Source organism: Paenibacillus timonensis, assembly GCF_022427145.1.
GTDB classification, from domain to species: Bacteria; Bacillota; Bacilli; order Paenibacillales; family Paenibacillaceae; genus Fontibacillus; species Fontibacillus timonensis.
Genome location: NZ_JAKSXN010000017.1, coordinates 55,286 through 79,899, shown reverse-complemented (window position 1 = coordinate 79,899; position 24,614 = coordinate 55,286). Strand labels below are relative to the sequence as shown.

General features: G+C 57.2%; 23 protein-coding genes. 11 read left to right on the top strand and 12 right to left on the bottom strand.

The window, feature by feature from the left end; all coding sequences use genetic code 11:
* Window positions 1-82: 82 nt before the first annotated feature.
* From MJ257_RS08930 to MJ257_RS08910, 5 genes are all read right to left on the bottom strand, one after another.
* Window positions 83-1,168, bottom strand: a complete 1,086-nt coding sequence (locus MJ257_RS08930) for an acetyl-CoA carboxylase carboxyltransferase subunit alpha (RefSeq protein WP_240268916.1) — start codon at window positions 1,166-1,168, stop codon at window positions 83-85.
* Complete coding sequence (gene accD, locus MJ257_RS08925) at window positions 1,169-2,062, bottom strand: acetyl-CoA carboxylase, carboxyltransferase subunit beta (protein ID WP_240268915.1); 894 nt, start codon at window positions 2,060-2,062, stop codon at window positions 1,169-1,171.
* Between the two features lie 118 nt (window positions 2,063-2,180).
* Complete coding sequence (locus MJ257_RS08920; protein WP_036624401.1) at window positions 2,181-2,369, bottom strand: hypothetical protein; 189 nt, start codon at window positions 2,367-2,369, stop codon at window positions 2,181-2,183.
* Between the two features lie 200 nt (window positions 2,370-2,569).
* Window positions 2,570-3,064, bottom strand: a complete 495-nt coding sequence (locus MJ257_RS08915; RefSeq protein WP_240268914.1) for a phosphatidylglycerophosphatase A family protein — start codon at window positions 3,062-3,064, stop codon at window positions 2,570-2,572.
* A gap of 431 nt (window positions 3,065-3,495) precedes the next feature.
* Window positions 3,496-7,224 (bottom strand): DNA polymerase III subunit alpha, encoded by a 3,729-nt coding sequence (locus tag MJ257_RS08910; protein WP_240268913.1) that lies wholly within the window; start codon window positions 7,222-7,224, stop codon window positions 3,496-3,498.
* A gap of 298 nt (window positions 7,225-7,522) precedes the next feature.
* Between MJ257_RS08910 and MJ257_RS08905 the strand changes: the two genes are divergently transcribed.
* The 3 genes from MJ257_RS08905 (at window position 7,523) to MJ257_RS08895 (ending at window position 9,241) form a co-directional block, all read left to right on the top strand.
* Entirely contained in the window at window positions 7,523-7,852 is a 330-nt protein-coding gene (locus MJ257_RS08905; protein ID WP_059046083.1) for a YtrH family sporulation protein, read from the top strand.
* On the top strand, window positions 7,849-8,349 hold the full coding sequence (locus tag MJ257_RS08900) for a sporulation membrane protein YtrI (RefSeq protein WP_240268912.1): 501 nt from the start codon (window positions 7,849-7,851) through the stop codon (window positions 8,347-8,349). The genes MJ257_RS08905 and MJ257_RS08900 overlap by 4 nt, the downstream gene beginning before the upstream one ends.
* Before the next feature lie 592 nt (window positions 8,350-8,941).
* Window positions 8,942-9,241: a YtpI family protein gene (locus MJ257_RS08895; protein ID WP_240268911.1), complete on the top strand. Its 300-nt coding sequence runs from the start codon at window positions 8,942-8,944 to the stop codon at window positions 9,239-9,241.
* Between the two features lie 72 nt (window positions 9,242-9,313).
* On the opposite strand, the gene MJ257_RS08890 is transcribed toward MJ257_RS08895, so the two are convergent.
* Together MJ257_RS08890 and MJ257_RS08885 are read right to left on the bottom strand one after the other, a co-directional pair.
* The gene (locus MJ257_RS08890; protein ID WP_240268910.1) at window positions 9,314-10,648 is read right to left on the bottom strand and encodes a DRTGG domain-containing protein; all 1,335 of its coding nucleotides are present in this window, start codon (window positions 10,646-10,648) and stop codon (window positions 9,314-9,316) included.
* A gap of 52 nt (window positions 10,649-10,700) precedes the next feature.
* Entirely contained in the window at window positions 10,701-11,429 is a 729-nt protein-coding gene (locus MJ257_RS08885; RefSeq protein ID WP_240268909.1) for a YwiC-like family protein, read from the bottom strand.
* A gap of 232 nt (window positions 11,430-11,661) precedes the next feature.
* Here MJ257_RS08885 and MJ257_RS08880 point away from each other — a divergent pair, with 232 nt between their 5' ends.
* The 3 genes from MJ257_RS08880 to MJ257_RS08870 are packed head-to-tail and all read left to right on the top strand — an operon-like array spanning window position 11,662 to window position 12,509.
* Window positions 11,662-11,895 carry a DUF2249 domain-containing protein gene (locus MJ257_RS08880; RefSeq protein WP_240268908.1) on the top strand — a complete coding sequence of 78 codons (234 nt, stop codon included), beginning with the start codon at window positions 11,662-11,664 and terminating at the stop codon, window positions 11,893-11,895.
* An 18-nt stretch (window positions 11,896-11,913) separates the two neighbouring features.
* A complete protein-coding gene (locus MJ257_RS08875) occupies window positions 11,914-12,273 on the top strand; it encodes a hypothetical protein (RefSeq protein WP_238814841.1) in 360 nt (119 codons plus the stop codon).
* Window positions 12,273-12,509 (top strand): DUF2249 domain-containing protein, encoded by a 237-nt coding sequence (locus tag MJ257_RS08870; RefSeq protein WP_240268907.1) that lies wholly within the window; start codon window positions 12,273-12,275, stop codon window positions 12,507-12,509. The genes MJ257_RS08875 and MJ257_RS08870 overlap by 1 nt, the downstream gene beginning before the upstream one ends.
* A gap of 73 nt (window positions 12,510-12,582) precedes the next feature.
* Here MJ257_RS08870 and MJ257_RS08865 read toward each other — a convergent pair whose 3' ends face one another.
* Both MJ257_RS08865 and hemG read right to left on the bottom strand, forming a co-directional pair.
* Entirely contained in the window at window positions 12,583-13,689 is a 1,107-nt protein-coding gene (locus MJ257_RS08865) for a TIGR04053 family radical SAM/SPASM domain-containing protein (RefSeq protein WP_240268906.1), read from the bottom strand.
* Window positions 13,680-15,119 (bottom strand): protoporphyrinogen oxidase, encoded by a 1,440-nt coding sequence (gene hemG / locus MJ257_RS08860; RefSeq protein ID WP_308193175.1) that lies wholly within the window; start codon window positions 15,117-15,119, stop codon window positions 13,680-13,682. Before hemG ends, MJ257_RS08865 begins: the two co-directional genes overlap by 10 nt.
* A 172-nt stretch (window positions 15,120-15,291) precedes the next feature.
* On the opposite strand from hemG, the gene ilvB reads away from it, so the two are divergent.
* Window positions 15,292-17,010 (top strand): biosynthetic-type acetolactate synthase large subunit, encoded by a 1,719-nt coding sequence (gene ilvB / locus MJ257_RS08855; protein ID WP_240268904.1) that lies wholly within the window; start codon window positions 15,292-15,294, stop codon window positions 17,008-17,010.
* Between the two features lie 113 nt (window positions 17,011-17,123).
* Here ilvB and MJ257_RS08850 read toward each other — a convergent pair whose 3' ends face one another.
* From MJ257_RS08850 to MJ257_RS08840, 3 genes are all read right to left on the bottom strand, one after another.
* Window positions 17,124-17,417: a hypothetical protein gene (locus MJ257_RS08850; RefSeq protein WP_240268903.1), complete on the bottom strand. Its 294-nt coding sequence runs from the start codon at window positions 17,415-17,417 to the stop codon at window positions 17,124-17,126.
* A 139-nt stretch (window positions 17,418-17,556) separates the two neighbouring features.
* The gene (locus MJ257_RS08845; protein WP_240268902.1) at window positions 17,557-17,901 is read right to left on the bottom strand and encodes a YlbF/YmcA family competence regulator; all 345 of its coding nucleotides are present in this window, start codon (window positions 17,899-17,901) and stop codon (window positions 17,557-17,559) included.
* Between the two features lie 262 nt (window positions 17,902-18,163).
* Entirely contained in the window at window positions 18,164-19,327 is a 1,164-nt protein-coding gene (locus MJ257_RS08840; RefSeq protein ID WP_240268901.1) for a DUF445 family protein, read from the bottom strand.
* 241 nt (window positions 19,328-19,568) lie between these two features.
* On the opposite strand from MJ257_RS08840, the gene MJ257_RS08835 reads away from it, so the two are divergent.
* The 4 genes from MJ257_RS08835 to MJ257_RS08820 are packed head-to-tail and all read left to right on the top strand — an operon-like array spanning window position 19,569 to window position 24,611.
* On the top strand, window positions 19,569-20,936 hold the full coding sequence (locus MJ257_RS08835; RefSeq protein WP_240268900.1) for a YheC/YheD family endospore coat-associated protein: 1,368 nt from the start codon (window positions 19,569-19,571) through the stop codon (window positions 20,934-20,936).
* Between the two features lie 41 nt (window positions 20,937-20,977).
* Window positions 20,978-22,090 carry a YheC/YheD family endospore coat-associated protein gene (locus MJ257_RS08830; RefSeq protein ID WP_240268899.1) on the top strand — a complete coding sequence of 371 codons (1,113 nt, stop codon included), beginning with the start codon at window positions 20,978-20,980 and terminating at the stop codon, window positions 22,088-22,090.
* A gap of 23 nt (window positions 22,091-22,113) precedes the next feature.
* Window positions 22,114-23,490 carry a YheC/YheD family endospore coat-associated protein gene (locus MJ257_RS08825; protein ID WP_240268898.1) on the top strand — a complete coding sequence of 459 codons (1,377 nt, stop codon included), beginning with the start codon at window positions 22,114-22,116 and terminating at the stop codon, window positions 23,488-23,490.
* Complete coding sequence (locus tag MJ257_RS08820) at window positions 23,487-24,611, top strand: YheC/YheD family endospore coat-associated protein (RefSeq protein WP_240268897.1); 1,125 nt, start codon at window positions 23,487-23,489, stop codon at window positions 24,609-24,611. Before MJ257_RS08825 ends, MJ257_RS08820 begins: the two co-directional genes overlap by 4 nt.
* The last annotated feature ends 3 nt before the right edge of the window (window positions 24,612-24,614 follow it).

Below are 24,614 nucleotides of genomic sequence, written 5' to 3'. Positions count from 1 at the left end.
TCCAGTATTCCCCGAGACAGCGAAAATAACCTTGCCGCAGGTCCCAAGTCGGGGCCACCCGTAAGGTTATCGCTTTGGATCTTTAACTTTGTTCGGCGGCTTGGACCTCCGAGGCTGCCGCCGATTCGCCCGACGCGTCCGAAGGTGCCTTGTCCTCGATCATGCCGGCCACTTCGACTACGCTTTCCGGCGCAACCGGTGCGGCCGACTTGCCGGCCACCTGAAACTCGCCGATTTTGCGGAATTTCCGGTAGCGGTCCTCCACCAGCTCATCGGGATGCAGGTTGGACAGCTCCTCCAGATGGCGGTGCAGCGCCGCTTTGATGGCTTCCGCGGTCGAATCGTAATCCCGGTGCGCGCCGCCGCGCGGCTCGGGAACGATCTCTTCGATCACGCCCATCTCCAATAGATCCTGTGCGGTGATCTTCATCGCTTCCGCCGCTTGATCGGCTTTCGAGGCGTCCTTCCAGAGGATGGAGGCCGCTCCGTTCGGTGAAATGACGGAATAGATGGCGTTTTCCAGCATCAATACGCGGTTCCCAACGCCAAGCGCAAGCGCGCCGCCGCTTCCGCCCTCTCCAAGGACGACGCAAATAACGGGCACCCGAAGCATCGACATATCGCGCAGATTCCGGGCGATCGCTTCCGATTGCCCGCGCTCCTCCGCCGTAATTCCCGGGTAAGCCCCCTTCGTGTCGATGAACGTAACGATCGGACGGCGGAACTTGTCCGCTTGCTGCATGAGCCGCAGCGCTTTGCGGAATCCTTCCGGATGCGCGCTGCCGAAGAAGCGAGCGATGTTGTCCTTCGTATCCTTCCCTCGCTGCTGTCCGATGACCGTCACCGGTACGCCGCCAAGCTTGGCAAGTCCGCCAACAACGGCCAGGTCGTCGCCAAACACCCGATCTCCGTGGAGCTCGATGAAATCCTCAAAGATCAGGCCGATCATATCCAGTGACGTCGGACGCTGGTGATGACGGGCTAGATGCATTTTTTGCGAGGGAGAAATGCTGCTGTAGATCTCCTCCTCCAGCTGACGGTAACGCTCTTCCAAACGCGCGATCTCATCCGTAAAATCGATGCCCTTCTCGCTGCCAAACTGCTCCAGTTCCTGAATCTTCTCGCGCAGCTTCACGAGAGGCGTCTCAAAAGGCAATTCGCCTGCCATTTATGCTCCCCCCTTCACGCCGTGCAAATCTAGCAATTTCGCCAGCGTCGACTTCATGTCCTTCCGGTGGACGACAAGATCGATCTGGCCGTGCTGCAGGTTGAACTCCGCCGTCTGGAAATCGTCCGGAAGCTTCTGACGGATCGTCTGCTCGATCACGATTCTCCCCGCAAAACCGAAGACGGCGCCGGGCTCGGCCACAATGATGTCGCCAAGCATGGCAAAACTGGCCGATACGCCGCCCGTCGTCGGATCCGTAATGACCGATATAAAAAGCCCGCCATGTTCGCTGAGCCGGGCCAGTGCGGCGCTCGTCTTGGCCATCTGCATCAAACTGAGAATGCTCTCTTGCATCCGCGCGCCGCCCGACGTCGAGAAGATGATCATCGGCAGGCGTTTTTCGGTAGCGGCTTCAATGGCTCGCGTGATTTTTTCCCCGACAACCGAACCCATGCTCCCGGAGAAAAAATCAAAGCTCATCACGGCCGCCACGACAGGAAAGCCTTGGATGGTCCCCTCGCCCGTGACGACCGCTTCGCGCAGTCCCGATTTCAAAGTTTGCTGCTCCAGCTTGCTGGCGTATCCCGGGAATTCCAGCGGGTCGACGGAAACGAGGTCCGCATCGTACTCCTTAAAGCTGCCTTCATCCAACGTATAGCGAATCCGCTCCATGGCGTTCAAGCGCATATGGTGCCCGCAGGAGGGGCACACCATCAGATTCTTCTCCAGCTCTTTACTGTATTGAATCGCGCCGCAGCGGCCGCATTTATTCATCAGACCTTCCGGAATTTCGCGTTTGGGGCGATCCGCCTGCGGCGAGCCCTCTTCGCTACCGGTTCGTCCTGAGGGAATGGTCGCGTACTTCCTCTTCTTCTGAAACAAATCTTTGAACACAACTACACCTCTTCAGCCGTTTATTTATCGTGGCAGTTCCAAAAGTCTTAAAGCCCAGCCGACCCTTATGAACCCGCACTTCCAGGCCTCGTCTGCAACTAGGAATCTTGAATCCCTGTTAAGGATGCAAAATCGAATTCAACACTTCTTGCACTTCTTCCAATTCCCCGGAAGGAACCAGAATTTCAAACTGCTGTTTGGATAAATTAACAGGACGTGTTTGGACAAGAAAGCCTTCTTCGGTGAGTTTCGTCTTGATCATATCCGCAACTTTTGCGGTAGGCGCGATATACATAACAGTCCACATGCCCTTTTCAAAGCCCCCTAACCTAATCTTTGAGCCCGTATAATAGAGTAATGATAACATAATTTTCAAATTTCCCGCAACAAAAGGAAAACCGCGCCGTAAGCGGCCCGAAGCAAGGAATTGCCGCGAGGCCCGGCGCTGCGATCAGCGGGCGGAATAGGCGAATGGGGGAGGGGCAGGACGCCGATATCGGTGTTTCGTTAAGAAGAACTAGAAGGGTAAGTCGCAGCCTGCTCGTGCTTGTGGGCAATCCGTGCGGAAGCCGCCGCCGCGAGGCCCGCGACCAGATCGTCGAGAAAGACGTGAATGCGGTCGCCGCGATTGTTCAGCTTGCCGATGATTTCCGGTTTGACCTTGTCCAAATAACCGAAGCTCGTCAGGCCGATCATCCCGAACACGCTCGTAATGCCCAGCGCCATTGTCTCATCCACCCCATAGAGTGGCTCGTCGGCCTCCATGATCGCCTGCAAGGGTTCCGGAAGCTGCTTCTGCTCGGCCAGCTCGTCGAGGGCGATCCCGGTGAACAGGGTATATTGGACCTCTCTTTTTTGCAGGACGGCTTTGACGCTCTCCAGGCATTGATCCAGGGTTAGATCATCATGATACGCCGTTTGCAGCGAATGAACGATTTGAGCGATTTCCTCCAGCTTGACGCCACGGCGCAGCAACTGCGCTTCCGCCAGTTCGTATGACATACGCATCTTCCTCCTTTGATTCCGGAACCCCCCCGCTGCCGATATTTACCGCGCGGCCGGAATCCACTTCCGGGCGTTCAGCCCGGTTCTTGGTTTTTCGTGTTCCTAAGTGTATGCACGACCTTCGGAAAATGTTCGTTAAAACTTGTCCCGAACGTAGGCGGAGGCTGCAGTTCATTCAATTCTAACGGACCGTAGCGACGTTATTTGGCTATTTCCCGGCCATTTCCCGATGTAACGGACTCCTCGGACCTTATTGGGCACGATTCGGAGAGGAACAGGCCGATTGGGGGGGAATAACGTCTCTCAGGTCCGTTAAATCCCTTCGTCCTCCTTATACGCGGAAATAACGTCCCTGGAGTCCGTTACCTCTGCGCGCGCCAAAAAACCGGTCCTGCAACAAGTGCAGGACCGGTTAGGCAAGGCGCAAATCATCTAATCTTGACCGTGTCGGAGCCGAGCATCTGCTCCATTTCACGGATCAAGGCGGGCGAAGGCTTGATGCTGTAGCGCTCCGTCAAGGCCAGGAGCTTGCCCGTGCTTTCGTAGAACAGCACCGTGGCGACCGGGCCGGGATGCTGCTCCAGCAGCAGCTTGAGCCGCTCGAGCAGGCGCGCGTTCTCCGCCGCGGCCGTGATCTTGATGAAGACGCGCTGCGCCGGCGTCTTCTCCTGCCCGCGCCGCGCGCCCGGCGCAGGCGCGGCCCCCGGCGCCGCCGCGGCCGGGGCAGCCGGCCGGGCAGCGGCGCCCGGGCCTGCGGCGCTGGCGGGGCGTTGCCCGCCCGCAGCGCCCGCAGGCGCTCCCGCGGCCGCGCGGGGCCCCGCGGCCGCACCGCTTGCGCCGCCTCGGGCACCGGCGGCGCCAGCCCCGCGCCCGCGTGCAAGGCCGCGGCGCAGCTGGGCCAGGCTTTGCTCGCTCAGCGGGGCCACTTCGTCGGCCAGCAGCTTGAAGCCTTCGTCCTGCTGCTGGACGACGCCGCGCAGCGCGAGCAAAGCCCCCTTCTCGACGTGGGCGGCCGAGCGCCGCCACACTTCGGGGAACAACACGACCTCGCAGCGTTCGATCTGATCCTCCAGCTCCATGAACGCCATCGCTTTGCCCTGCTTGGTCGTGATCGTCTTCACCGACACGACCATCCCCGCGACAACCGTGCGGGTCTCGTCAGGCGCCTCGGCCAAATCCATCAGCCGCTCGACGCCGTCCCCCTCCAGCAGCGCGTCGAAATCGTCCAGCGGATGGCCGGACAAGTACAAGCCCAACAGCTCCCGCTCCAGATCCAACTGCTGTCCGGCCGTAAACTTCGGCACGTCCGGGTATTCGATGTCCCAATTCGGCGACTCCACGAAATCGAACAGCTGGATCTGTAAATCATCCCGCTCCTTGCGCCATTTCAGCGCCGCTTCGACCGTTTCGTCCAGCATCGCCAGCAGCTGAGCGCGGTGACCCGGCAAGGAATCAAACGCCCCGCCCTGAATCAGCGACTCAATGACCCGCTTGTTGCAGGTACGTAGATCCACCCGTCGGCAAAAATCGAGCAAGCTGTCGAACGGACGCTCTTTCCGCTCGCGCAGAATGCTGTCGATCGCCTGCGTCCCGACATTTTTGATCGCGGCCAGGCCGAAGCGGATCACGCCGAGACTTGACGACTCCCGGCCAGGTTCGACGGAATCGTCTTCGGCCCCCGCCTCCGCAGTACCGTTGCCCGCACCCGCCTGCGGCGTAAACAACACGCTGCTCTCGTTCACGTCCGGCGGCAGCACGGTGATGCCCATCCGGCGGCATTCCACGATGTATTCCGCCACCTTGCGGTGGCTGCCGGTGACGGCGGTCAGCATTGACGCCATGAATTGCACCGGGTAATGCGCTTTTAGATACGCCGTCTGGAATGCCAGCACGCCGTAAGCGGCCGCATGGGCGCGGGGAAAGCCGTAGTCGGCAAAGCGGACGATCATGTCGTATACCGCGTTCGCCTCGGCTTCGCTATAGCCTTGCGCCACGCTGCCGCCGACGAAATGGCTTCGCTGCTCGTCAAGCACCTCGCGTTTTTTCTTGGACACCGCCCGACGCAGCAAATCGGCTTCGCCCAGCGAAAATCCGGCCATTTTGGAAGCGATCTGCATGATTTGCTCCTGATACACGATGATGCCGTACGTATCCTTCAGGATCGGCTCGAGATCCCGGTGCGGATATTCCACGCCGATCTGCCCATGTTTGCTGGCGATGAATTTGGGGATGAACTCCATCGGACCCGGACGGTACAGCGCATTGACGGAAATGATGTCCTCGAACACGGACGGCTTCAGTTCCTTTAGCACCCGCCGCATGCCCGTGGACTCGAGCTGGAATACGCCGGTCGTTTCGCCGCGGCCCAGCATGTCGTACGTCGCCGGATCATCGTCCGGAACTAGCCGAAAATCGGGAGCGCTCCCGGTTTGCTCCCGGATCCAATTCATGCAGCGCTCGATGATGGACAAGGTGCGCAATCCCAAGAAGTCCATTTTTAACAACCCGATCGCTTCCAGGTTCTCCATGGAATATTGCGTTAGCGCGGTATGCTCGCTGCCCGCTTGCAGCGGGACCGCGTCGGTCAGAGGATCGCGCGAAATAACGACGCCGGCGGCATGGGTTGAGGCATGACGCGGCATGCCCTCCACCTTCATCGCCATGTCCAGCAGCCCCTTCACCCGCTCGGATCCGTCATACATCGCCTTCAGGTCCGGGGTTTCCTTCAAGGCGCGTTCGATCGGAAGGTGTCCGGGGATCAGCTTCGCCACTTTGTCTACTTCGCCAAACGGCACATTCAGCGCCCGTCCTACGTCGCGAACGGCCGCGCGCGCCGCCATCGTACCGAACGTGATGATTTGGGCCACATGCTCCGCCCCGTATTTGTCGACCACGTAAGCGATCACTTCATCCCGCCGCTCGTCGCTGAAATCGATGTCGATATCCGGCATCGTCACCCGCTCCGGGTTCAAAAACCGTTCAAACAACAGATTATATTTGATCGGATCGACGTCGGTAATCCGCAGCACGTAAGCGACCAAGCTGCCCGCCGAGGAACCCCGCCCCGGTCCCGTCGCGATCCCGTTCCGGTGGGCAAATGCGATAAAATCCCACACGATTAAGAAATAATCGGAGAACCCCATGCTGGCGATGATCTCCAGTTCGTACCGCAGCCGTTGCTCCAGCTTCTCTCGCTCCGCCGGGTCGCGCCAGACCTCCAGTTCGCCATAGCGGTCCGCCAAGCCTTGTTGACACAGCTCCGCAAGGTAGCTTCCCGCGGTTTGCCCTTCCGGAATCGGACGGTAAGCCGGCAAAATATGCCGGTCAAACTCCAGCTCCAACTCGCAGGAATCGGCAATTTTCGCCGTATTGGCATACGCCTCCGGCAGATGGGGGAACAACTCGGCCATTTCCTCGGCGGTTTTCAGATAGAGTTGGTTGGTATGCATTTTGAGCCGGTCTTCGTCGTCCACCGTTTTCCCCGTACCCACGCAAATCAGCACGTCCTGGACCTCGGCGTCTTCCTTGCTCAGGTAATGCGCGTCATTGGTGACCACCAGCTGAGCCCCGATTTCCCGGGCCAGCTGGACGAGCAGCGGATTCACTTTCTTTTGCTCAGGGATGCCATGGTCTTGAAGCTCCAGGTAAAAATCTTCGCCAAATGCCGCCTGATAGCGCAACGCGGCTTTTTTCGCTTCCTCGTAATGGCCGCGAAGCAGATGGAACGGTACTTCCCCGCCCAGACAGGCGCTGAGGCAGACCAGGCCTTCGCGATGCCGCTCCAGCACGTCCCAGTCAATGCGCGGCTTGTAGTGAAAGCCCTCCAGATGGCCGATGGAGCATAACTTCATCAGATTGCGGTATCCCGTTTCGTTCTTGGCCAGCAAAATCAAGTGATGGATCGGCTGGTCCTGACGGCTCCCCCGTTCCTTGCGCGAGCCCGCCGTAAAATACGCTTCGCAGCCGATAATCGGCTTGATGCCGTGCTTTTGACACAATTTATAAAAAGGAACCGCGCCGTACATGACCCCGTGATCCGTCAGCGCCAGCGCCTTCATGCCGGAGGCGGCGGCCTTGGCGACGAGGTCCTCGAGCCGGGCTGCTCCATCCAGCAAGCTGTATTCGCTATGTACGTGCAAATGAACAAAGCTGTCCATGCGATCCCTTCCTTTCGATTAAATTCACAAATCTAAATCAGGTTTAACCGTCGACTTTTCAGCGCCGATAAGGTTGGATGAAACTAGGGAGTGAGTAGCGGAGCGTAGGAAAAACCTACGTGAGCAACAGAGCGACCGGTTGAATTCAAGATTCGATGTCGTATTCGCTCCCTGAATTACTTCGCGATCAAAAGTCGACTTTTGAACTACCTTTATTGAATATTTTATCATACATGGCGATGCCCCGCCCATAGAATGGTAGAAAGACCGGACAAACCTCGGAAAGGGGCAAACGCGCATGAGTACGTTTTTAACCAAAGCGGTCATGGATTTCTTCATCGCCTTCGGCATCGTGGTAGGGGGCGCCATGGTCGGCGGCATCGGAGCCGTCGTTTCGCTGCAGCCGCCGACGCATACGATGCTGGACATCGCCGACCGCATTAAGATATGGGCGCTGGCCGCTGCCGTAGGCGGCACGATCGACCCGATGCGGGTCATCGAGAGCAATTTTTTTGACGGGAACCTGTCACCGGCCATCAAGCAGATCTTGTACCTGCTGTTCGCCTTTCTCGGGGCCCATATGGGTTCGGAGCTGGTGCGCTGGATGTGCGGGGGAGGCCGGGGATGACCGAGGAAGCGAAACGGCCGAAGCTTACGGGCTTTCGCAGGTTCATGCAGTTTACTGCCGTGTTTATCTTCGGGATGGTCATCGGCAGTATCGTATACAACGTCATTTATCAGACAAGCTACAACTTGCTTTGGATCCAGAACAAGGATCTTACGATTCAGCTGCATCAGGCCGAAGAGGATATCCGAACGCTGAAAAAATACAACAACCGCTCGACCGTCATCAAAGAAATCAAGGTCCGCGTGGAGGAACGCGATCCTCCGCTCGATTCGCTGGCGGTCAAAGAAGTCGCCGAGCAGCTTCACAACGAATTGGAGGTGCTGCGGGGCCGGAATATTTTCGATATCGACTCCGATGCCAAAATGGCCCGGACGCTGCTAAACCGTAAAATCTACGTCGTCCGCGACAAGGAATATTCGATCCAGATCAAGACGATGCTGGTCAGCGATGGGGTGTTGCAGGTTTGGGTGGATATGCGGCCCTATATTCGTCTCTAGCAAATCATGCTAAAATAAAGGATATTAAAAAAAGGATTTTGATCACGAAGCGGATTCGAAAGAAGTGAATTCGGCATCGAATCTTGGATTCACCCGGGCTTTCCGCTGCTCACGTAGGCTTACCTACGCTCCGCTGCTCAATCCCTAGCTTCATCCAACCTTCTCGGTGCTGAAAATCCGTTTTTTTAACTTTGATCGAACTGGTAGTTTAAAAAAAGGATTTTGATCACGAAGCGGATTCGAAAGAAGTGAATTCGGCATCGAATCTTGGATTCACCTGGGCTTTCCGCTGCTCACGTGGGCTTACCTTAACTTGGAATGAACCGGATATAAAATCTACTCCGACAGCAAAAAAACTGCAAAAGTGCAGGAATTTTATCCATTTTAAGAGATCTTGGCTAAATAACTGCAAAAATGCAGGAATTTATTATCAAATGGGCGAAAAAAGTGTTTTTCGAATAAAATAACTGTATTTTTGCAGGAATTCACGGGAATACGCCCTGATTAACGAAAAAAACTGTATTTTTGCAGGAATTCGGCGTTGCTGCTAAAGCGCGGTTCTACTATACGATAAAAGGAGCTATGCACCCCAATGATCCAAACCATTCAATACGTCCTTTACGCCATCTTGATCATCAGCTGCGTGGGCTCGGTTTTCTTCAGCTTTAAGTCGCGGCGTTCGCTTGATCCGCAGACGCGGGGGATGGCTGCCGCCAAGATGAACATCAGCATGGGCGTGATGCTGATCATCCTGGCCCTCATCCAGATGTTCCTGTTCAGCGGCTCGACGCTTCGGGTTGTCATCGGTGCCGTGTTTATGGTGCTGGGGGCGTTCAATATTTTTGCCGGCCTCCGCAACCACGGTTTGTATGCAAGGCAAAAACAGGGATAACCCGCCCGCCGGCCTCCCGGCTGTCAGGTTATCCCGCCGCCTCATCTGCAGGCCGTTTCAAATACGGCCGGCTCACGCGTGGTCGATCGACTGCAGCGTCATGACCGCTTTGGAGATGAGAGATTCCTGATAGGTTAACATGATTTCCAGCTTGCAAGCCCGGCGGCTCATCTCCAGCAACACGGGGGTGATGACGACCGGGTTTTCGATTTGCACCGGACGCACGAAATAAGTGGTGATGTTGTCGACGACAAAGTCGCCGCCGCTGGTGTCCTTGGCCGCGCGAAGCCCGGCTTGGGTCATCAGCGAGGTCAGGACTCCGTGCGAGATCGTCCCCAGGTCCGTCGACATCTGCGGCGTGATCATCCCGCGAAAAAATAATTTCCCCGCTTCGTCCCGCTCCTCGGCGAACCCGTTCCACATCAAATGCTCGAACGTTTCGCCCAACTGCGGCTGATTGCGTACGTCCCGCATCGCCTGCAGCACCTCGCGGCGCGTCACCGACGAGACCAGCTTCCGGTTGCGGTCCACGACCGGCAAGAAATCGATCCCTTCCCATACCATGATTTGCGCCGCGGAAGCGAGCGACGTCTGCAGGCCGACGGTAATCGGATGGCGGGTCATGCATTTCTCAATCGCCTGGTCGCCGCTGAGCTCCTCGACATTTTTGCGGCTGACGATGCCGATGACCCGGTTCCACTCGTCTACGACCGGAAAATGCTGATGCCCCGTCTCCAAGGACAGCTGATCAAAATCGGAAATGTTGCTAGTCGCCTTCAGCATATTCACCCGCGGCTTGCGGCTGACGATGTCTTCCACCAGCATGATCTTCTTCTTGATCAAACGGTCGAACAACGCACGGTTAATCATCGAAGCGACGGTAAACGTATCATGGCGCGAAGAGATGATCGGCAATGACAGCTTGTCCGCCAACGACTTGACTTCCCGGCTCGTCCCGAAGCCCCCGGTGATCAGCACGCCGGCGCCTTGCTCCAGGGCCAGCGAATGGGCATTATCGCGGTTCCCGATGATCAACAGGCTGCCGGCGTCGATATATCTCGCCATGGCGTCGATTTTCATCGCGCCGATCACGTACTTGTTCAGCGTTTTGTCCAATCCTTCGCCGCCGCCGAGCACATGGCCCTCGACGATGTCGACCACGTCGCCAAAGGTTAACTGGTCGGAGATGTTTCTCGGCTTCTTCTCCACGCGAACCGTGCCGATCCGTTCCTTCGTAATGACGATGCCGAGATTCTCCGCTTCCTTCACCGCGCGGTAGGCGGTGCCTTCGCTAACCCCCAGCGCTTTGGCCAGCTTGCGTACGGATATTTTCGTCCCGATTTTCAGTCCTTCGATATGCTGGAGCAGCTGTTCGTGTTTTGTGACGCTTTCTTCCGGTCCCTCCAACTGTTATACCCCCCTGCCCGAATCTGTACTATTCTGTATCCATTATACACCTTCAGGCGTAGGTCATCCAGACGGCGGCAAGGACGATAACAGAATAGACAATTTCCAGCATGCCAGACTGCTTGGCCGTGATTCCCGTACGCGGAAACCAGACAGCCCTGGCAAGCAGAAGGATGGCGGCAATCCACGGCGCAGGGGAGAGCAGCCATAGGGCCAAGATCGCCAACATCAGATGGTAAGCCACGGAGTAGAAATAAAACCGCTTGTTGTTGCGCTCACGGATGATCGTTTTGACGTAAAAAGCCGTACCGATGAAATACCCGATACTAATCAAGAATAATTCCATCGCCAGCCGAAAATCGGTCCCCCCGCCAAGCTGATAGGAGATAAACACCATGAGGCTGAACTGCACGATCGCCGCAATGTCGTTCAGCAAGGCACGTTCGCGTTTACGCTTGGCATAGAGGGCATTCACCGCGAACAAGGGAACAAAAAGGAGCGCCATCGTCAGAACGGCGGGACGGAGCAGGACCAGAATGAGCGCCGCAGGGACCAACAGAGCCCCATAGAAAAGCAGCGGCTTGCGGTAGCGGGCGGCTTTGGCTTTTCCCATCCGAATCCACTGCAGCAAGGGGAACATAAACAAATAAACCAGCAGCCAGCAAACAAACAGCAATCCGTGGATCGCTCCGGGGGCAGAGGCAAGCATGCCGAACAGAAACGGGACGATCAGCATGGCCCAGGCTCCGTGTTGATTTGGAATATAATCTCGAATACGCAACGTAATCGGTTCCTCCTTTAACATCAACCCTCAAGTCTAAATTTACGGACATTATAATCACCCGGTTCAGGCGTCCCAGTGACAGGAGTCACTGGAACCATGGCGGCTTCCGGACAAATTTGCGGGGAAATTTTCGCCGCCGCGCACCTTGTGACTGATATCACAATCCCTCCCCATCCCGTTGATATAATGAGGTCGAATCATCAAATTTTAAATTTTGGGAGGACTTCTCATGAGTCAATTTAAAGCTACCGTCAACGCCACCGAATATCCGCCGCAGCTCAAGCATAAGACGATTTTTGCCGCTTTTAATTCCTTGGAGCCCGGAGAAGCGATGCTGCTGATCAACGACCACGACCCGGTGCCTCTTCGTTTTCAGTTCGAAGCGATGCATCCCGGCGGTTTTACTTGGGAGTACATTGAGCAAGGGCCGGAGATGTTCCAGGTGAAGATCGGCAAAAATTAAAGCAGGGGGGAATGCCCTATGGCCACGATTACGGTTATCGACGACAAGACGATCCGAATCGCCGTCGAGCTGGAGGACGCTTTGCGCATGATCGAAGAAGCGGAGAGCAACCTTGAACGATACGCCGGCGAAGTCCTCGCGATCGCCGAAAAAATGCCGGAATTTCAATACACGTATTTCTGTTTCTACGCATATGATACCGCCGCCTTGTTCGAACACATGCTTGGGATCGATCCGAAGCAATACTTATCCTTCTCGCTGGATGCGCCGGACTCGTTCTTCTATACGCTGTACGGCGGCATGAAGGGACTTAGCAGCGCGGCACGTCTATGCCAAGCGTTCGCAACCGAACGAACCGATATGGAGGTGACGGCGTAATGCATAACCGCACGGTAGAACTCGACGTGCGTCCGATTCTTCGCCGAGGCGAGGAGCCGTTCAGCGTGATCATGGACAGCGTCGGCAAGCTGGAAGAAGGCGACATCTTCGTGTTGCATGCCACCATGAATCCCGTCCCGCTTCTGAAGGTGCTGGAAAGAAAGGGCTACAGCCATGTTAGCGAACAATTGGCAGAGGATCATTGGAAAGTGACGTTTGAACCGATTCCATCCTGATCACTAACCCGCTTCTCTCTAAAAAAATAAAAAGGAGGCCGCCCGGCCTCCTTTTTGCATTGCTCGAATGCGTTCACTGCGGCTCCTCGCTTCGGTAGCCCCGTGGAATGTAGGAGCAATACGGGTCGCTTTCCAAATAGTCGCCCGTGACCGCATAAGCCCTTGCCCTGGAACCGCCGCACAGCTCCTTGAATTCGCAAACGCCGCATTTGCCCTTGAGCAAGGATTTGTCTCTCAGCTCCTGAAGGATTGGTGAATTGCGGTAAATTTCCACCAGTGAAGCTTCCCGGACGTTTCCACAGTTGACCGGCAGGAAGCCGCTTGGATACACCTCGCCAATGTGGCTGATGAACACGAAGCCGTCTCCGTCATTTACGCCTTTGGGGGAACGGCCAAGCACGTCCTTGCGTTTTGGCGACGCCGCGATTACCGCTCCGGCATCCATGTTCAGCTTCTGCTGCTGCATAAACACGCGGCGGTAATGGGGCGCTTCCGTCGCTTTGATCCCGTAAGGCATCTCCCGCTGCAAGCGGGCCAGCCATATCATCACCTGCTCGTGCTCTTCCGGAGAAATCATGTCTTTCACCATCCCCCGCCCCGTCGGTACGAGGAAAAACACGCTCCAAAGCACGGCGCCCATTCCCTTGACCGTTTCCGCGATCCGCGGCAGATCGTCCAGGTTATAGCGAGACACCGTCGTATTGATCTGAATCGGGACCTCCAGTTGCTGCAAATACCCGATTCCTTTCATTGTCATCTCAAAAGAACCCGGCGTGCCGCGAAAATGATCATGAATCTCCGCGGAGGAGCCATCGAGGCTGAATGCCCATCGGGATAGACCAACCTCCTTCGCTTTACTTACGGCGGAAAAGGTGACCCTCGGCGTGGCACTCGGGGTCATGGACACAGGCAGGCCTTTCTCATGGATCGCATACCGTGCCAGGTCAAACAAATCCGGACGCATGAGCGGATCGCCGCCGGTAAATACGAAAAGCGGATCGTCCATTTCCGCGATCCCGTCGATCAGCTTCTTGCCCTCCTCGAAGGTCAGTTGCCTGGGGTCAGAGCGATATTGGGCTTCCGCCCGGCAGTGCAAGCATTTCAGTGCGCAAGCTCTCGTCACCTCCCAAATCACGATAAAGGGATTCACGTTGTAATCTTTATGCTGAATCATTTGCATATCGGTTCATCTCCTAACCAGGTTAACATGGCCTCCGCCGCTTCCTTGCCTTGGCGAATGCAATCGGGAATGCCGACTCCGCCGTATCCCGCTCCGCATAACAGGACGCCGGGCATCGTCCGCTCCAACTCGCCGCGCAGCGCCTGCAGGCGCTCCATGTGACCGACCGGATATTGCGGCATCGACTCGGGCAAAGCGGACATTTCGCAAAATAGCGGTTCAGCCTGAATTCCCATCAAATCCTCCAATTCCGCGGCCACGCGGCGGCGGACTTCCGGTTCCTGCAGCCCCGTCCAGGCCTGGTCCCCGAGGCGTCCGATGTACGTGCGCAGGAGCACGCGGCCTTCCGGTGCCGCGTGCAGCCATTTGGACGAAGTCCACGTGATGGCCGTAATCATTCGCCCTTCGCCGCGCGGGATCAGCACCCCAGAGCCGTTCAAATCGTGCGCAACCTCTTCCCGCCGGTAAGCGAACGCCAGATTCGCGACCGAAACGTAGCGGATTTGCTCCAGGCTGGCCGATGCAGGAAGCTGCTCATGGAGCAGGCTTGCCGCAGCAAAAGCCGGCGTCGCCACGATGACGCCGTCCGCCTCCAGGCGTTCGCCTCCGCTTAACTCCAATTCGTAGCGATCGGCTCGCTTGTTCAGCCCGGTCACCGCTTGGCCCGTGATCACGCGTTCGCCTTGAAGCGCATCGGCTAAGGCGTCCGTCAGCACGGTTAATCCGCCTTGCAGCGTCAGGAACATGCTGCTTGACGCCGCTTTCGGCAGCCCGGCCAGCGGTTTGGGCGGCGGTTGTTTTTTGCTCGCCAGAAGGCCGAGGATCAAGCTGCGATGCCGTTGCTCCATCTCCATAAATTGGGGGAACGTCGCCTTTAAGCTGAGTTCTGCCGTATCTCCGGCATAAATGCCGGCAAGCAGCGGCTCCGTCATGTTTTCCAGCACCTCGCGGCCCAGCCGGCGGCGGATAAACCCGCCCAGCGCTTCGTCCTCGCTACCTCGTTTGGCCGGCAGCAACAGATCCAAGGCCGCGCGCAACTTGCCTGCCGGCGACAGCAGGCCCGTTTTGACCATCGGCCACATTTGCGTCGGAATGCCAAGCATCAGCCCCGGCGGCATCGGATGAAACCGGCCGCGATGCAGAATGTAGTTCTTTTTGGCCAACGGATTCGTTCCGACCAATAAATGCTCCAAACCCAACTCCTTCGTCAGCTCCAGCACGGCCGCTTTTCGCGCGATGAAAGAATCGGGGCCTTGCTCTATCGTAAAACCGTCCCGGCGTAAGGTGCGGATTTTACCGCCTAACCGGTCCGCTTGCTCTATGATCGTAATTTCGGCATCGATCCGCCGTTCGCGAAGCCATTTCCGTGCGTAATAAGCCGCGCTTAACCCGGATATCCCTCCGCCGATCACCGCGATGGTTTTGCTCACTCTAAGTGGACCTCCTTCAGGTTGCATGATTTCGACCTGCAAACCAGGACAACCCTTCACTGGTTTCCTAACCATCGTACCCCCGGGGTTCGGGGCGTTTTATGACTGGAGTCACTCCGGATGGGGACATCTCGCGATAAAATGGTCAAAATTCCACCGGGAGGTCGTTTTGATGAGAATCACCAACGAGCATACGTCGTCATACCCAAAAACCGGCGCGGAGCTGCTGATTGAGTGCCTGCGCGCGGAACGGGTCGATACGATCTTCGGTTACCCCGGCGGCGCGGTCATTCCAATTTACGATGCGCTGTACGATTGCCGGGAGATCCGGCATGTCTTAACCCGGCACGAGCAAGCCGCCGTGCACGCCGCGGACGGTTATGCCCGGGTCACAGGCCGCACCGGGGTTGCCCTTGTCACCTCCGGTCCGGGGGGGACGAATGCGGTCACGGGCATCGCCAACGCCTACATGGACTCGGTCCCGATGGTCGTGCTGACGGGGCAGGTTTCTACCGACCTGATCGGACGGGATAGCTTCCAGGAGGTCAATATTTACGGAATGACGATGGACGTGACCAAACATAATTACTCCGTGATGGACATCCGCGAACTGCCTAGAATCGTCAAAGAAGCTTTTCACCTGGCAGTCACGGGAAGGCCGGGGCCGGTCCTGATCGACCTGCCCAAGAACATCATGGCCGCCCGTACCGACCTAAGGCCGGCCGTCGATGTCCATATCCGCGGATACGAACCGAAATCCGAGATCGACGAAGAGGCTGTACGTCTCATTGCCGGGAAGATCGAGTCCTCCCGCCGTCCGGTCCTCGTGGTCGGCGGCGGAGCGGCGGCATCCGGCGCGACCGAGCAGTTGCGCCAGCTTGCGGAAACCGCGCAAATTCCGGTCGCGACAACGCTGATGGGCATCGGCGCCTTCCCCTCCCGCCACCCGCTATATCTCGGGATGCTGGGGATGCACGGCACCTATGCGGCCAACCGGGCGGTCCATCACGCGGATTTGCTGATCTGCCTCGGCACGCGGTTAAACGACCGGTTATCCGGCAAGGCGAAATCGTTCGCCCCTAACGCCTGGAAGATCCATGTGGACATCGATGATGCCGAGCTGGACAAAAATATTCCCGTAGAGCTTAAGCTCTGCGGGGATATCGGAGATTTGCTGCACAGGCTCAATTCTCGCGTCATCGCGCCCAAAACGACGGACTGGCCAGCGGAAACGGCCGGATGGCAGAGAAAGGTGCCGCATTATAACGAAGCGGTTGGCGGAACGCTGAATCCGCAGGAGGTCATTCGGCTGATCGACAAGCATACCCAAGGAAGCGCGGTGGTAGCCACCGATGTCGGGCAGCACCAAATCTGGACCGCCCATCACTACCGTTTCTCCCGCCCCCGCTCCCTCCTGACCTCGGGAGGACTAGGCACGATGGGCTTCGGCTTCCCGGCTGCGATCGGCGCAGCCGTCGCTTTGGGAGGTTCCGCAGCCCCGCCGGTCGTCTGCATTACCGGAGACGGCAGCTTCCAAATGAATCTGCAGGAGATGATGACCGCCGTCGATTATGGGCTTCCGGTCAAAATCGCCATCCTGAACAACGGTTATCTGGGGATGGTCCGGCAATGGCAGCAGCTGTTTTATGAACGGCGGTACTCCTCCGTGCATATCAGTTCTCCCGATTTCGTCGCTTTTGCCGGGGCGTATGGAGTGCCCGGGCTCCGGGCGCGGACGCCGGAAGAAGCCGATGCGGTGATCCAGCAGGCGCTGACCCTCCCCGGCCCCGTTCTGATGGAATTTAACGTGCGCGAGGAGCAAAACGTCTACCCGATGGTTCCTCCCGGAGCAAGCAACGATCAAATGCTGACCGGCGAGGGCGAGAAGTAACGCCTAACAGAACGAGCACGGACGAAAAAGGGACTGTCTCGGGAAGAACTTCACTTCTTCCCGGACAGTCCCTGTCCATGTTCATGCCGAGCGATTTTCGCCCCGGCTGAAGCTTATGCATTTTCGCCGCGTTTGCCGTCCTCCTGCCATTGGAGCTCCCATTCGCGGTATTTCGCCCGCCGGATTTTGTCCAGCTCCCGCTGCTTCTCCTCGCCTACGCCCAGGAGAAAATGCAAGTGTGCCCCGATGACGAGGAAAGCAAAACCCGCCCACACCGCGCCGAACAAGGATACCCAGCCGGCTCCAGGCTCAAAGGAAATCATCGGCAGTGCATATACGAGCATCGCCAATGCCAGAATCAGATAAACGACATGCTTCCATTTGCTCGGTTTTTTTACGGTTTTCATCTTCCGCAACTCCTTTATTTTCATAGATTACGAGATATGGGATGAGGTTCGTTAACCCTTGTCTCTTCTATCTCTATGAATGGAGCTGCAGGAATATGATAGAAACTTGTTGATGAAAGATACGGGCGGAAACGGAGACTTAGATCCCCGCGCCGTACAGGTGGGCCAGGCTGTCCGTAATGATCTTGTTGACGTCCTGAATGATCACGCTTAGCCGGCGTTCGGCATCAAACAGACGGCGGATATTCAAGTTCAGGCTCAGCACCTCGAACTGCTTCTCCATCCGTTCCATTTCATCCGGCGACGGCATCTCGCCGCTCATCATCCGCTGCTGCACTTCGTTCTGGCGGACCCGGAATTCGTCCAACATCCGTTTGCTCTCGGGATCGGCATCCACCAGCTTCATCGCTGCCGTAATTTCGGACACCTCCGGGCTGTCCTTCAAGGCTGCCGCCAGTTCATGCGCTTTGTCGTAAATATTCATTTGTAAACCTCCAATTAGTATTTATGTAACAAGAAGGTATAGGCGGGCCAGTCCCGTACCGTTTTATGCCTTGTGTAACGCGGATCATGAAGCTTATTTGCCCAAAAAACAAGGAGTTACTAATTTAACGCTGATCAGACACCTTATTGCTATGGAACGAACGCAGTTTAATGCAAAAATCAGGAAATAAGCTCTACCGTAAGCGTTAGACAAAAGTTTCGTAGTTACCCTTCCGTAATAACCATCGCCGTCGCCGCCTCTACTACCCCATCCACAGCATCAGCAACGACTGGAATAAGCCGATGATCCCGCCGAGCAGCACGCCGAGCCAGGTAATGGCGCGAAATTCTTTGCCCGAGACGCTGAGGATAACCTCCTCCAGGCGTTCCACCGGAAACTTCTGCACCTGTTCTTCGACCAGGCCGGGCAGATCGACCGCCTGCATCGCCGTCGGGATCCCCTTGGCGACAAGGCCCAGCAGATGCTCGGTCAGAACCGGGATAAAGGCGATGGCCTGCGTCTTCCAAGGCTCGATCAACGAGCGGAGCGGCACGCTTTCCGCTTGCTCCAGCCACCGCTCCAGCGGCAGCTGCTCCAGCTTGCCGCCCAGCCAGTCCAGCGCCTCCTCGCCGGTTAAGAGCGCCAGCAGCTCCGCGACCGGCTTCTCGCCGTACAGCTCCAACCGCGTTTCGATCGCCCGGGCCGTTTTGCTCGCGGCTTCCTCGCCCCGCAGCGCCTGGACGAGCGCCGGAGTCATTTTTTGCACCAATTTGTCTTCGTCCATAAAAATGGCCGCCATCGTACCGAGGAATCCGCCCGCCTTATCCATCATTCCCGCGGCCATTCTCGACAGCATGCGCTGACCGCTGGCCGACAGCAGCTCTTCCTCGACGACGCCCAGCAGCGCCCCGGCCAGTGCGGCGCTCCAAGCTTTGCGGTTCTCCTCGGACCAGCCGGGGACTAGCCGCTTCAGCGGCAGGCTGCTAAGGTCCGTATGCTCCCAGAGCCGCGCGACCCCCCGCATGGCCGTTTCCCTAACCCCAGCCGCCAGCCGGGTCTTCAGCGCTTCGAACTCCGCCTCGCTCCACACCCGGAGCGCTGCCTGACGCAGCGTCGTCTCGCTGGAGCCTAGGCGCTCCACGAACCCGCGCATGGCGTCCTCCGCTTTGTTCCGGAATGCCGGACGCTGCACGGTTTCCTGCAATCCCTCGGCCGTCACGAGATACTCCGCCACCACCTGTCCCAACGACTCGGCGATATCATCCCGGCGTTTCGGGATCAGTCCCGGCGTAAAGGGAACGTGGAACTTGCCGATATGTACGGGGTTGCGCGGATGAAACAGCATTTTAATCGCAAAATGGTTGGTGACACCGCCGACAAACGCGGCCACCGCGACGCTTACCAACACGTAAAGCCAATCGGGCACCCTCTCTTCCTCCTTCTTTCTCTTAGGCTGCCGCCCTAACTATCTCCCGCAAAATCCGCCTTCGGGCCGCGCCCGGCAAGGAATTGAACGCTTCATCCCTTCGCCCGGGGACCGCCGAAAACGGGCATAGGTTAATCACCAAGGATTCTATGTCCTCATATGATGCATTACATGCATTTTACGCAGATGATCTTTACTTGCATCCAAGACTCTAGCTTAGCTTGGAAGGAGATCCGCATTCATGCCCTCCAAAAAAATTACGGTACAAATCATGAGTCCGGGCATTCTTGAAGACGACATTCTCGTGCTCGGAGACATGCTGATCAAACAATGGAAAATCCCGACGCATCTTCCGCTTCTGCTCGCCTTCGGATCATTCCGGCACCGCGTCAAAGTCATTCCTTTATCCAGATCCGACGGAGTTCGCATGAGTTCCGGCCTTGCTAGGAAAATGGGAATTCAACCGCGGTCGCCGCTGCGACTCATCTACCGGCCGCATTCCTCGACCCTTCAATTGGGTCCGCTGTTAGGCATTCTGCTCAGCCAGGATTTTCCCGGCAATCCGGAAAGGCCGTTTGGCCAAATGACCTTGTTCTGCAAGGAGCTCGTGAACGCCTGCTCGCGCCAAGGGGTTTTCGTCTACTTCTTCACGCCCAAACATATCGGCACAAGCGCAGGCCAGGTCTCGGGCTGGGTCTATGGGAACGGGTGGAAGCAAACCCAGCTGCCTGCCGCAGACGTCTTCTATAACCGGCTGAATTCGCGGAAATTGGAGAACAAACCTAGCGTACAGCATTTTATGAAAGAAGTAAAATCCCGCTACGGGAGCCATTTTTTCAACGAAAAGTATCTCGACAAAACCGAAGTATTCGACGCACTTGGCCGAGATGCCTCCGTACAGCGTTACCTGCCGGAATCGCATCTGTTTCGGAATTACGCCATGCTGAAAGCGATGTGCGCCAAATATCCGGTCGTCTTCCTGAAACCGATCAAAGGAAGCCTGGGCAAAGGCATTATCCGCATTTCGCGGCTCGAGGGCGGAGCTTTCCAGACGCTGACCGCCCAGGTCGGCGGCACCCGGCGTCAAGTGTATCCGAACCTCGCCAAGCTGTTCACGACGCTATCCGGCAAAATGAAGGCCACCCATTATCAGATCCAGCAGGGGCTTCATTTGATCGAGGTGGAACACCGGCCGGTTGATTTTCGCGCGCTGGTTCAGAAGAACCTCTCCGGCAAATGGAACACGACCTCCATTGTGGCTCGGATCGCGGGCAGTCAGCATTTCGTCTCCAATCTGGCCCGAGGCGGCACCCTCAGCACTGTGAAGGACGCGATCGCACGCAGTTCGCTGCCGCAAGGGGTGAAGGGCAAAGTCGCCTCAAGGCTGAAGAAAGCGGCCCTGGATATCGCTCAAAGCGTCGATGCGCAAATTCCGGCCCACTTCGGGGAATTCGGCATCGATCTGGCTGTGGAAACGAGCGGCCGGGTATGGCTGCTGGAGGTCAACTCCAAGCCGTCCAAAAATGATAATACCCCGATGGGCGAAGGCAAAATCCGTCCGTCGGTCAAGCAAGTGATCGAATATACCCGTTATTTGTCCGGCTTTTAGAGGCAGCACGTCTAGGGCCTCTTGGAAGGGAGAGATCCGCCATGAACAAAACACCTCAAGGGACCGTTGGCATCCTGGTCGCCGAAAGCAACGGGCCGCTTCCCTTCGCGGAAGCCGCGTTCTGCCGCAGGTTATGCCGCATCGGCGAAAGACAGGGCCTCTCTGTGTATGTCTTCTGCCTCGGTTGGATCGCATTGGGGAATGCTGCCGGCATTCCGGCCTACGCTTTTGAACACGGGACCTGGATCCGCAAATGGTTGCCCCGGCCGGACATCATTTACGACCGCTGCCTGACCCATGACCGCAAACAGCAGCTGCGCAAGCACCGGTTGCTCGAACGGTTGGCCGCCGAGCATCCTTTCGTTTACCTGGCCCGGGGTCTCGCGGGCAAATGGGTGGTTTACCAAGCCCTGCTCGAATGCCCGGAGGTCGCCGGACATTTGCCGGAGACGTCGCTTTATCAAGGTCCGGCCCAACTGGAGAAATGGCTCCAGGTCCATGACGGTGAAGCGTTCTTGAAACCGCGCAATGGTACGCATGGAAAACGGACACTGCATGTCAAATGGCACCTGCCCCGCGATGAAATCAGGGTGATGGGCCGGAGCGGACAGAACACGATTTTCCGGCGCCGTTTTCCCACCAAGCAAGCAGGGTTCGATTGGGTCGACCGGTTTACCGGAAGACGGCCCTTCCTGATTCAGCCGTATCTGCAGTTGAACAGCTCCGGCGGCGAGCCGTTTGACGTCCGCGTCCTGATGCAGAAAAACGCCAAAGGCGAATGGTGTTTGACGGGGATGGCGGTTCGCGTCGGACGCAAAGATTCGCTTACCTCCAATCTGCACGGGGGCGGCACCGCCCATCGGGCCTTGCCTTTTCTCATTCGTGAACTCGGGGGGGCTGCAGGTAAAGCCGCCGAAGCCGCGATCCGCAAACTGTCACTCTTGATTCCGGCCTATCTGGAGACCCGTTTCGGCAGGCTGGCGGAACTGGGCCTTGATTTCGGCGTAGACCGCCAAGGCCGCGTGTGGGTACTGGAGGTCAACTCCAAACCGGGACGCTCTTCGTTCTTTCGGATCGGCGATGCGGAAACCGCCAGAAGGTCGCTGGAAAATCCGATTGGCTATGCCCGCTATTTACTGCTGAGCAAACCCTGATCACTTTTAGGAGGATAAAATCCATGAGTTTGACTTTTTGCAACGTCCATTTCACGCAAGCCCCCGAGCGGGTGGTTTACGTGTCAGGGGCTCTAATGAAGAATCTGAAGCTGTCCGGAAAAAAGTCGGTTCATCTGAGACTCGGCGGGGAACGGGTTCCCGCCACCATCAAACGAATTAATAAAGCGGGAAAACACCTGTACCTTGCCAGCGGCGTTCGCAGGGGCATCAAGATCCCCAAGCCCGGCGGCGTCTATCTCCGCAGCCTGCAGGAAGGAGAAGTGCAGATCGGCCCGCTCATCGGCGTGCTGTCCGACGGCCCCATGACCTCGCAGGCGAATCCGTTCGGATCACGAACCGGTTTCATCAAGCAGCTGCTCCGGCAGGGGAGCAAGATCTCTTATATTTTCGCGTTCACTCCGCGGGATATCCATTGGGAGGACGATACGGTCAACGGCTACTTTCTTACCGAGGCGGGCCGGTTCGTGCGAAAACGGGTGCCGCTGCCGGACGTCGTTTACAACCGCCTACCCAGCCGCCGTGCCGAAACCACAAGTTCGATCAATCAGCTTCGGGAACGGTTCGTCCGCCGGAGAATCCCTTTTTTCAACTGGAGCTTCTTCAATAAATCCGACATCTACCGCTTGCTGGAGAAAGACGCTACCGTCGGCCGCTACGTCCCAGAATCGATCATGAGCCCTGCGCCTGAACAAATCAAGGAGATGTTAGAGAGGCATTCCCTGGTCTATTACAAGCCAAACAGCGGGAGCCTGGGCAACGGGATTTACCGCCTGTCCTATATCCCGCGAAGCGGCTACTACGCCAGATATCGGAAGAACGGACGCAATGCCCTGCTGCGCTTCTCATCCTTCGCCAGCCTGATGCGCACGCTGCAGGCCAGACACGGCCGGTCGCTCCGCGGGTACGTTGCCCAACAGGGAATCCGTTTAATCGAAATCGACAGCTGCCCGATCGATTTTCGCTTCCATATGCATAAGAACGGGAAAAACCAATGGGTCGTCGTCGGCATCGGAGCCAAAAAAGCCGGCAAAGGCAGCGTCACGACCCACTTGAAAAACGGCGGCTCCCTGCTCACGCCGGAGCAGGCGCTCAGCCGCGCGTTTGGCGCGCGTGCCGACGAGGTGTTGCGGAACGCCAAGACCGTCGCGATCACGCTGGCCGAAGCGATCGAATCCCATCAGCAGCATCTGATCGGCGAGATCGGGTTTGATATCGGGATCGACCGGGAAGAGAGGATCTGGATGTTCGAAGCCAACGCCAAACCGGGCCGTTCGATCTTTAAGCACCCGTCGCTCCGGGCGGAAGGGAAGGCATCGGTGGACCACATCTTGGATCATTGCCTTTACTTGAGCAAATTCCGGAGGAGGGATGGCTCATGAGCAATCCGCTCTTGAGCGAGAAGAAGCCGGTCGTCGCCGTGCTGACGGTGGATGACAACGACCGGCTGTTCCGCGGAAACCGCAACAACTTCAGGGATCTCGTCAAAACCGGACAGGAGTTGGATTATCCGGTGTATGTCGTGACCGCCAAGGATTTGAAACTCAGCGCCAAACGCATTCAGGGATACCTGTTCCATCCGGAGGATAAAACGTGGAAGAAGCATTGGTTCCCCTTGCCCGACGTCGTGTACAACCGCATTCCGCAGCGGGAGGATGAGAAGAAACCGGAAGTGCGCCGTAAAATCGACGAGGTGATCGAGCACGAGTCGATTCATCTCTTTAATCCGTTTTTCTTCAACAAACGGCGCTTGTTCGAATGGCTGAAGAAAAGCCGGGCAACCAAAACGCTCGTGCCGGACACGAAAAAAATGCTGGGGCCGAAAACGCTGGCCGCGATGCTGGAGAAGTTCGGCAGCCTGTACCTCAAACCGGAAAGCGGCAAAGCCGGCAAGGGGATCATGCTGCTGCGGCTGGACGCGAACGATATCAAGCCGTACCGCCTGACGATCCAAGGAAAGCGGCGCCGAAACGTCGTTTATAAGACCGCCAAACTGCCTTTATTATGGAAAAGAATCAAGAAAGAGGCGGGCGACACGCCGTACATCATGCAGGAGAGCATCGAACTGACGCCCTTTCGGGGCCGCCACTTCGATATGCGCGTGCTCGTGCAAAAAAACGGCAAAGGCATCTGGATGGTGACCGGGGTCGGTGCCCGCCTGGCCGGGCCGAAACGGATCACGACCCATGTCCCCCAAGGCGGCAGCATCGAGGATCCGGAGAAGATGCTTCTTCCGGCGTTCGGTCCTGACATGACGGCGCTCCTCCTAAGCCGGATCAAATCGAGCGCGCTCCTGATCGCCAAGCAGATCGAGAAGGAATCCGGCTTCCTGCTCGGGGAAATGTCCATGGATCTGGGGGTGGACACCGACGGTCGGTTGTGGTTTTTTGAAGCGAACGCCAAGCCCATGAAATTCGACGAACCGCATATCCGCAAGAAATCGTTGGAGCGGATTTTTCAATACAGCCAGTATTTGTCCCGTCAGCCGAAATTCAAAGCATGAACG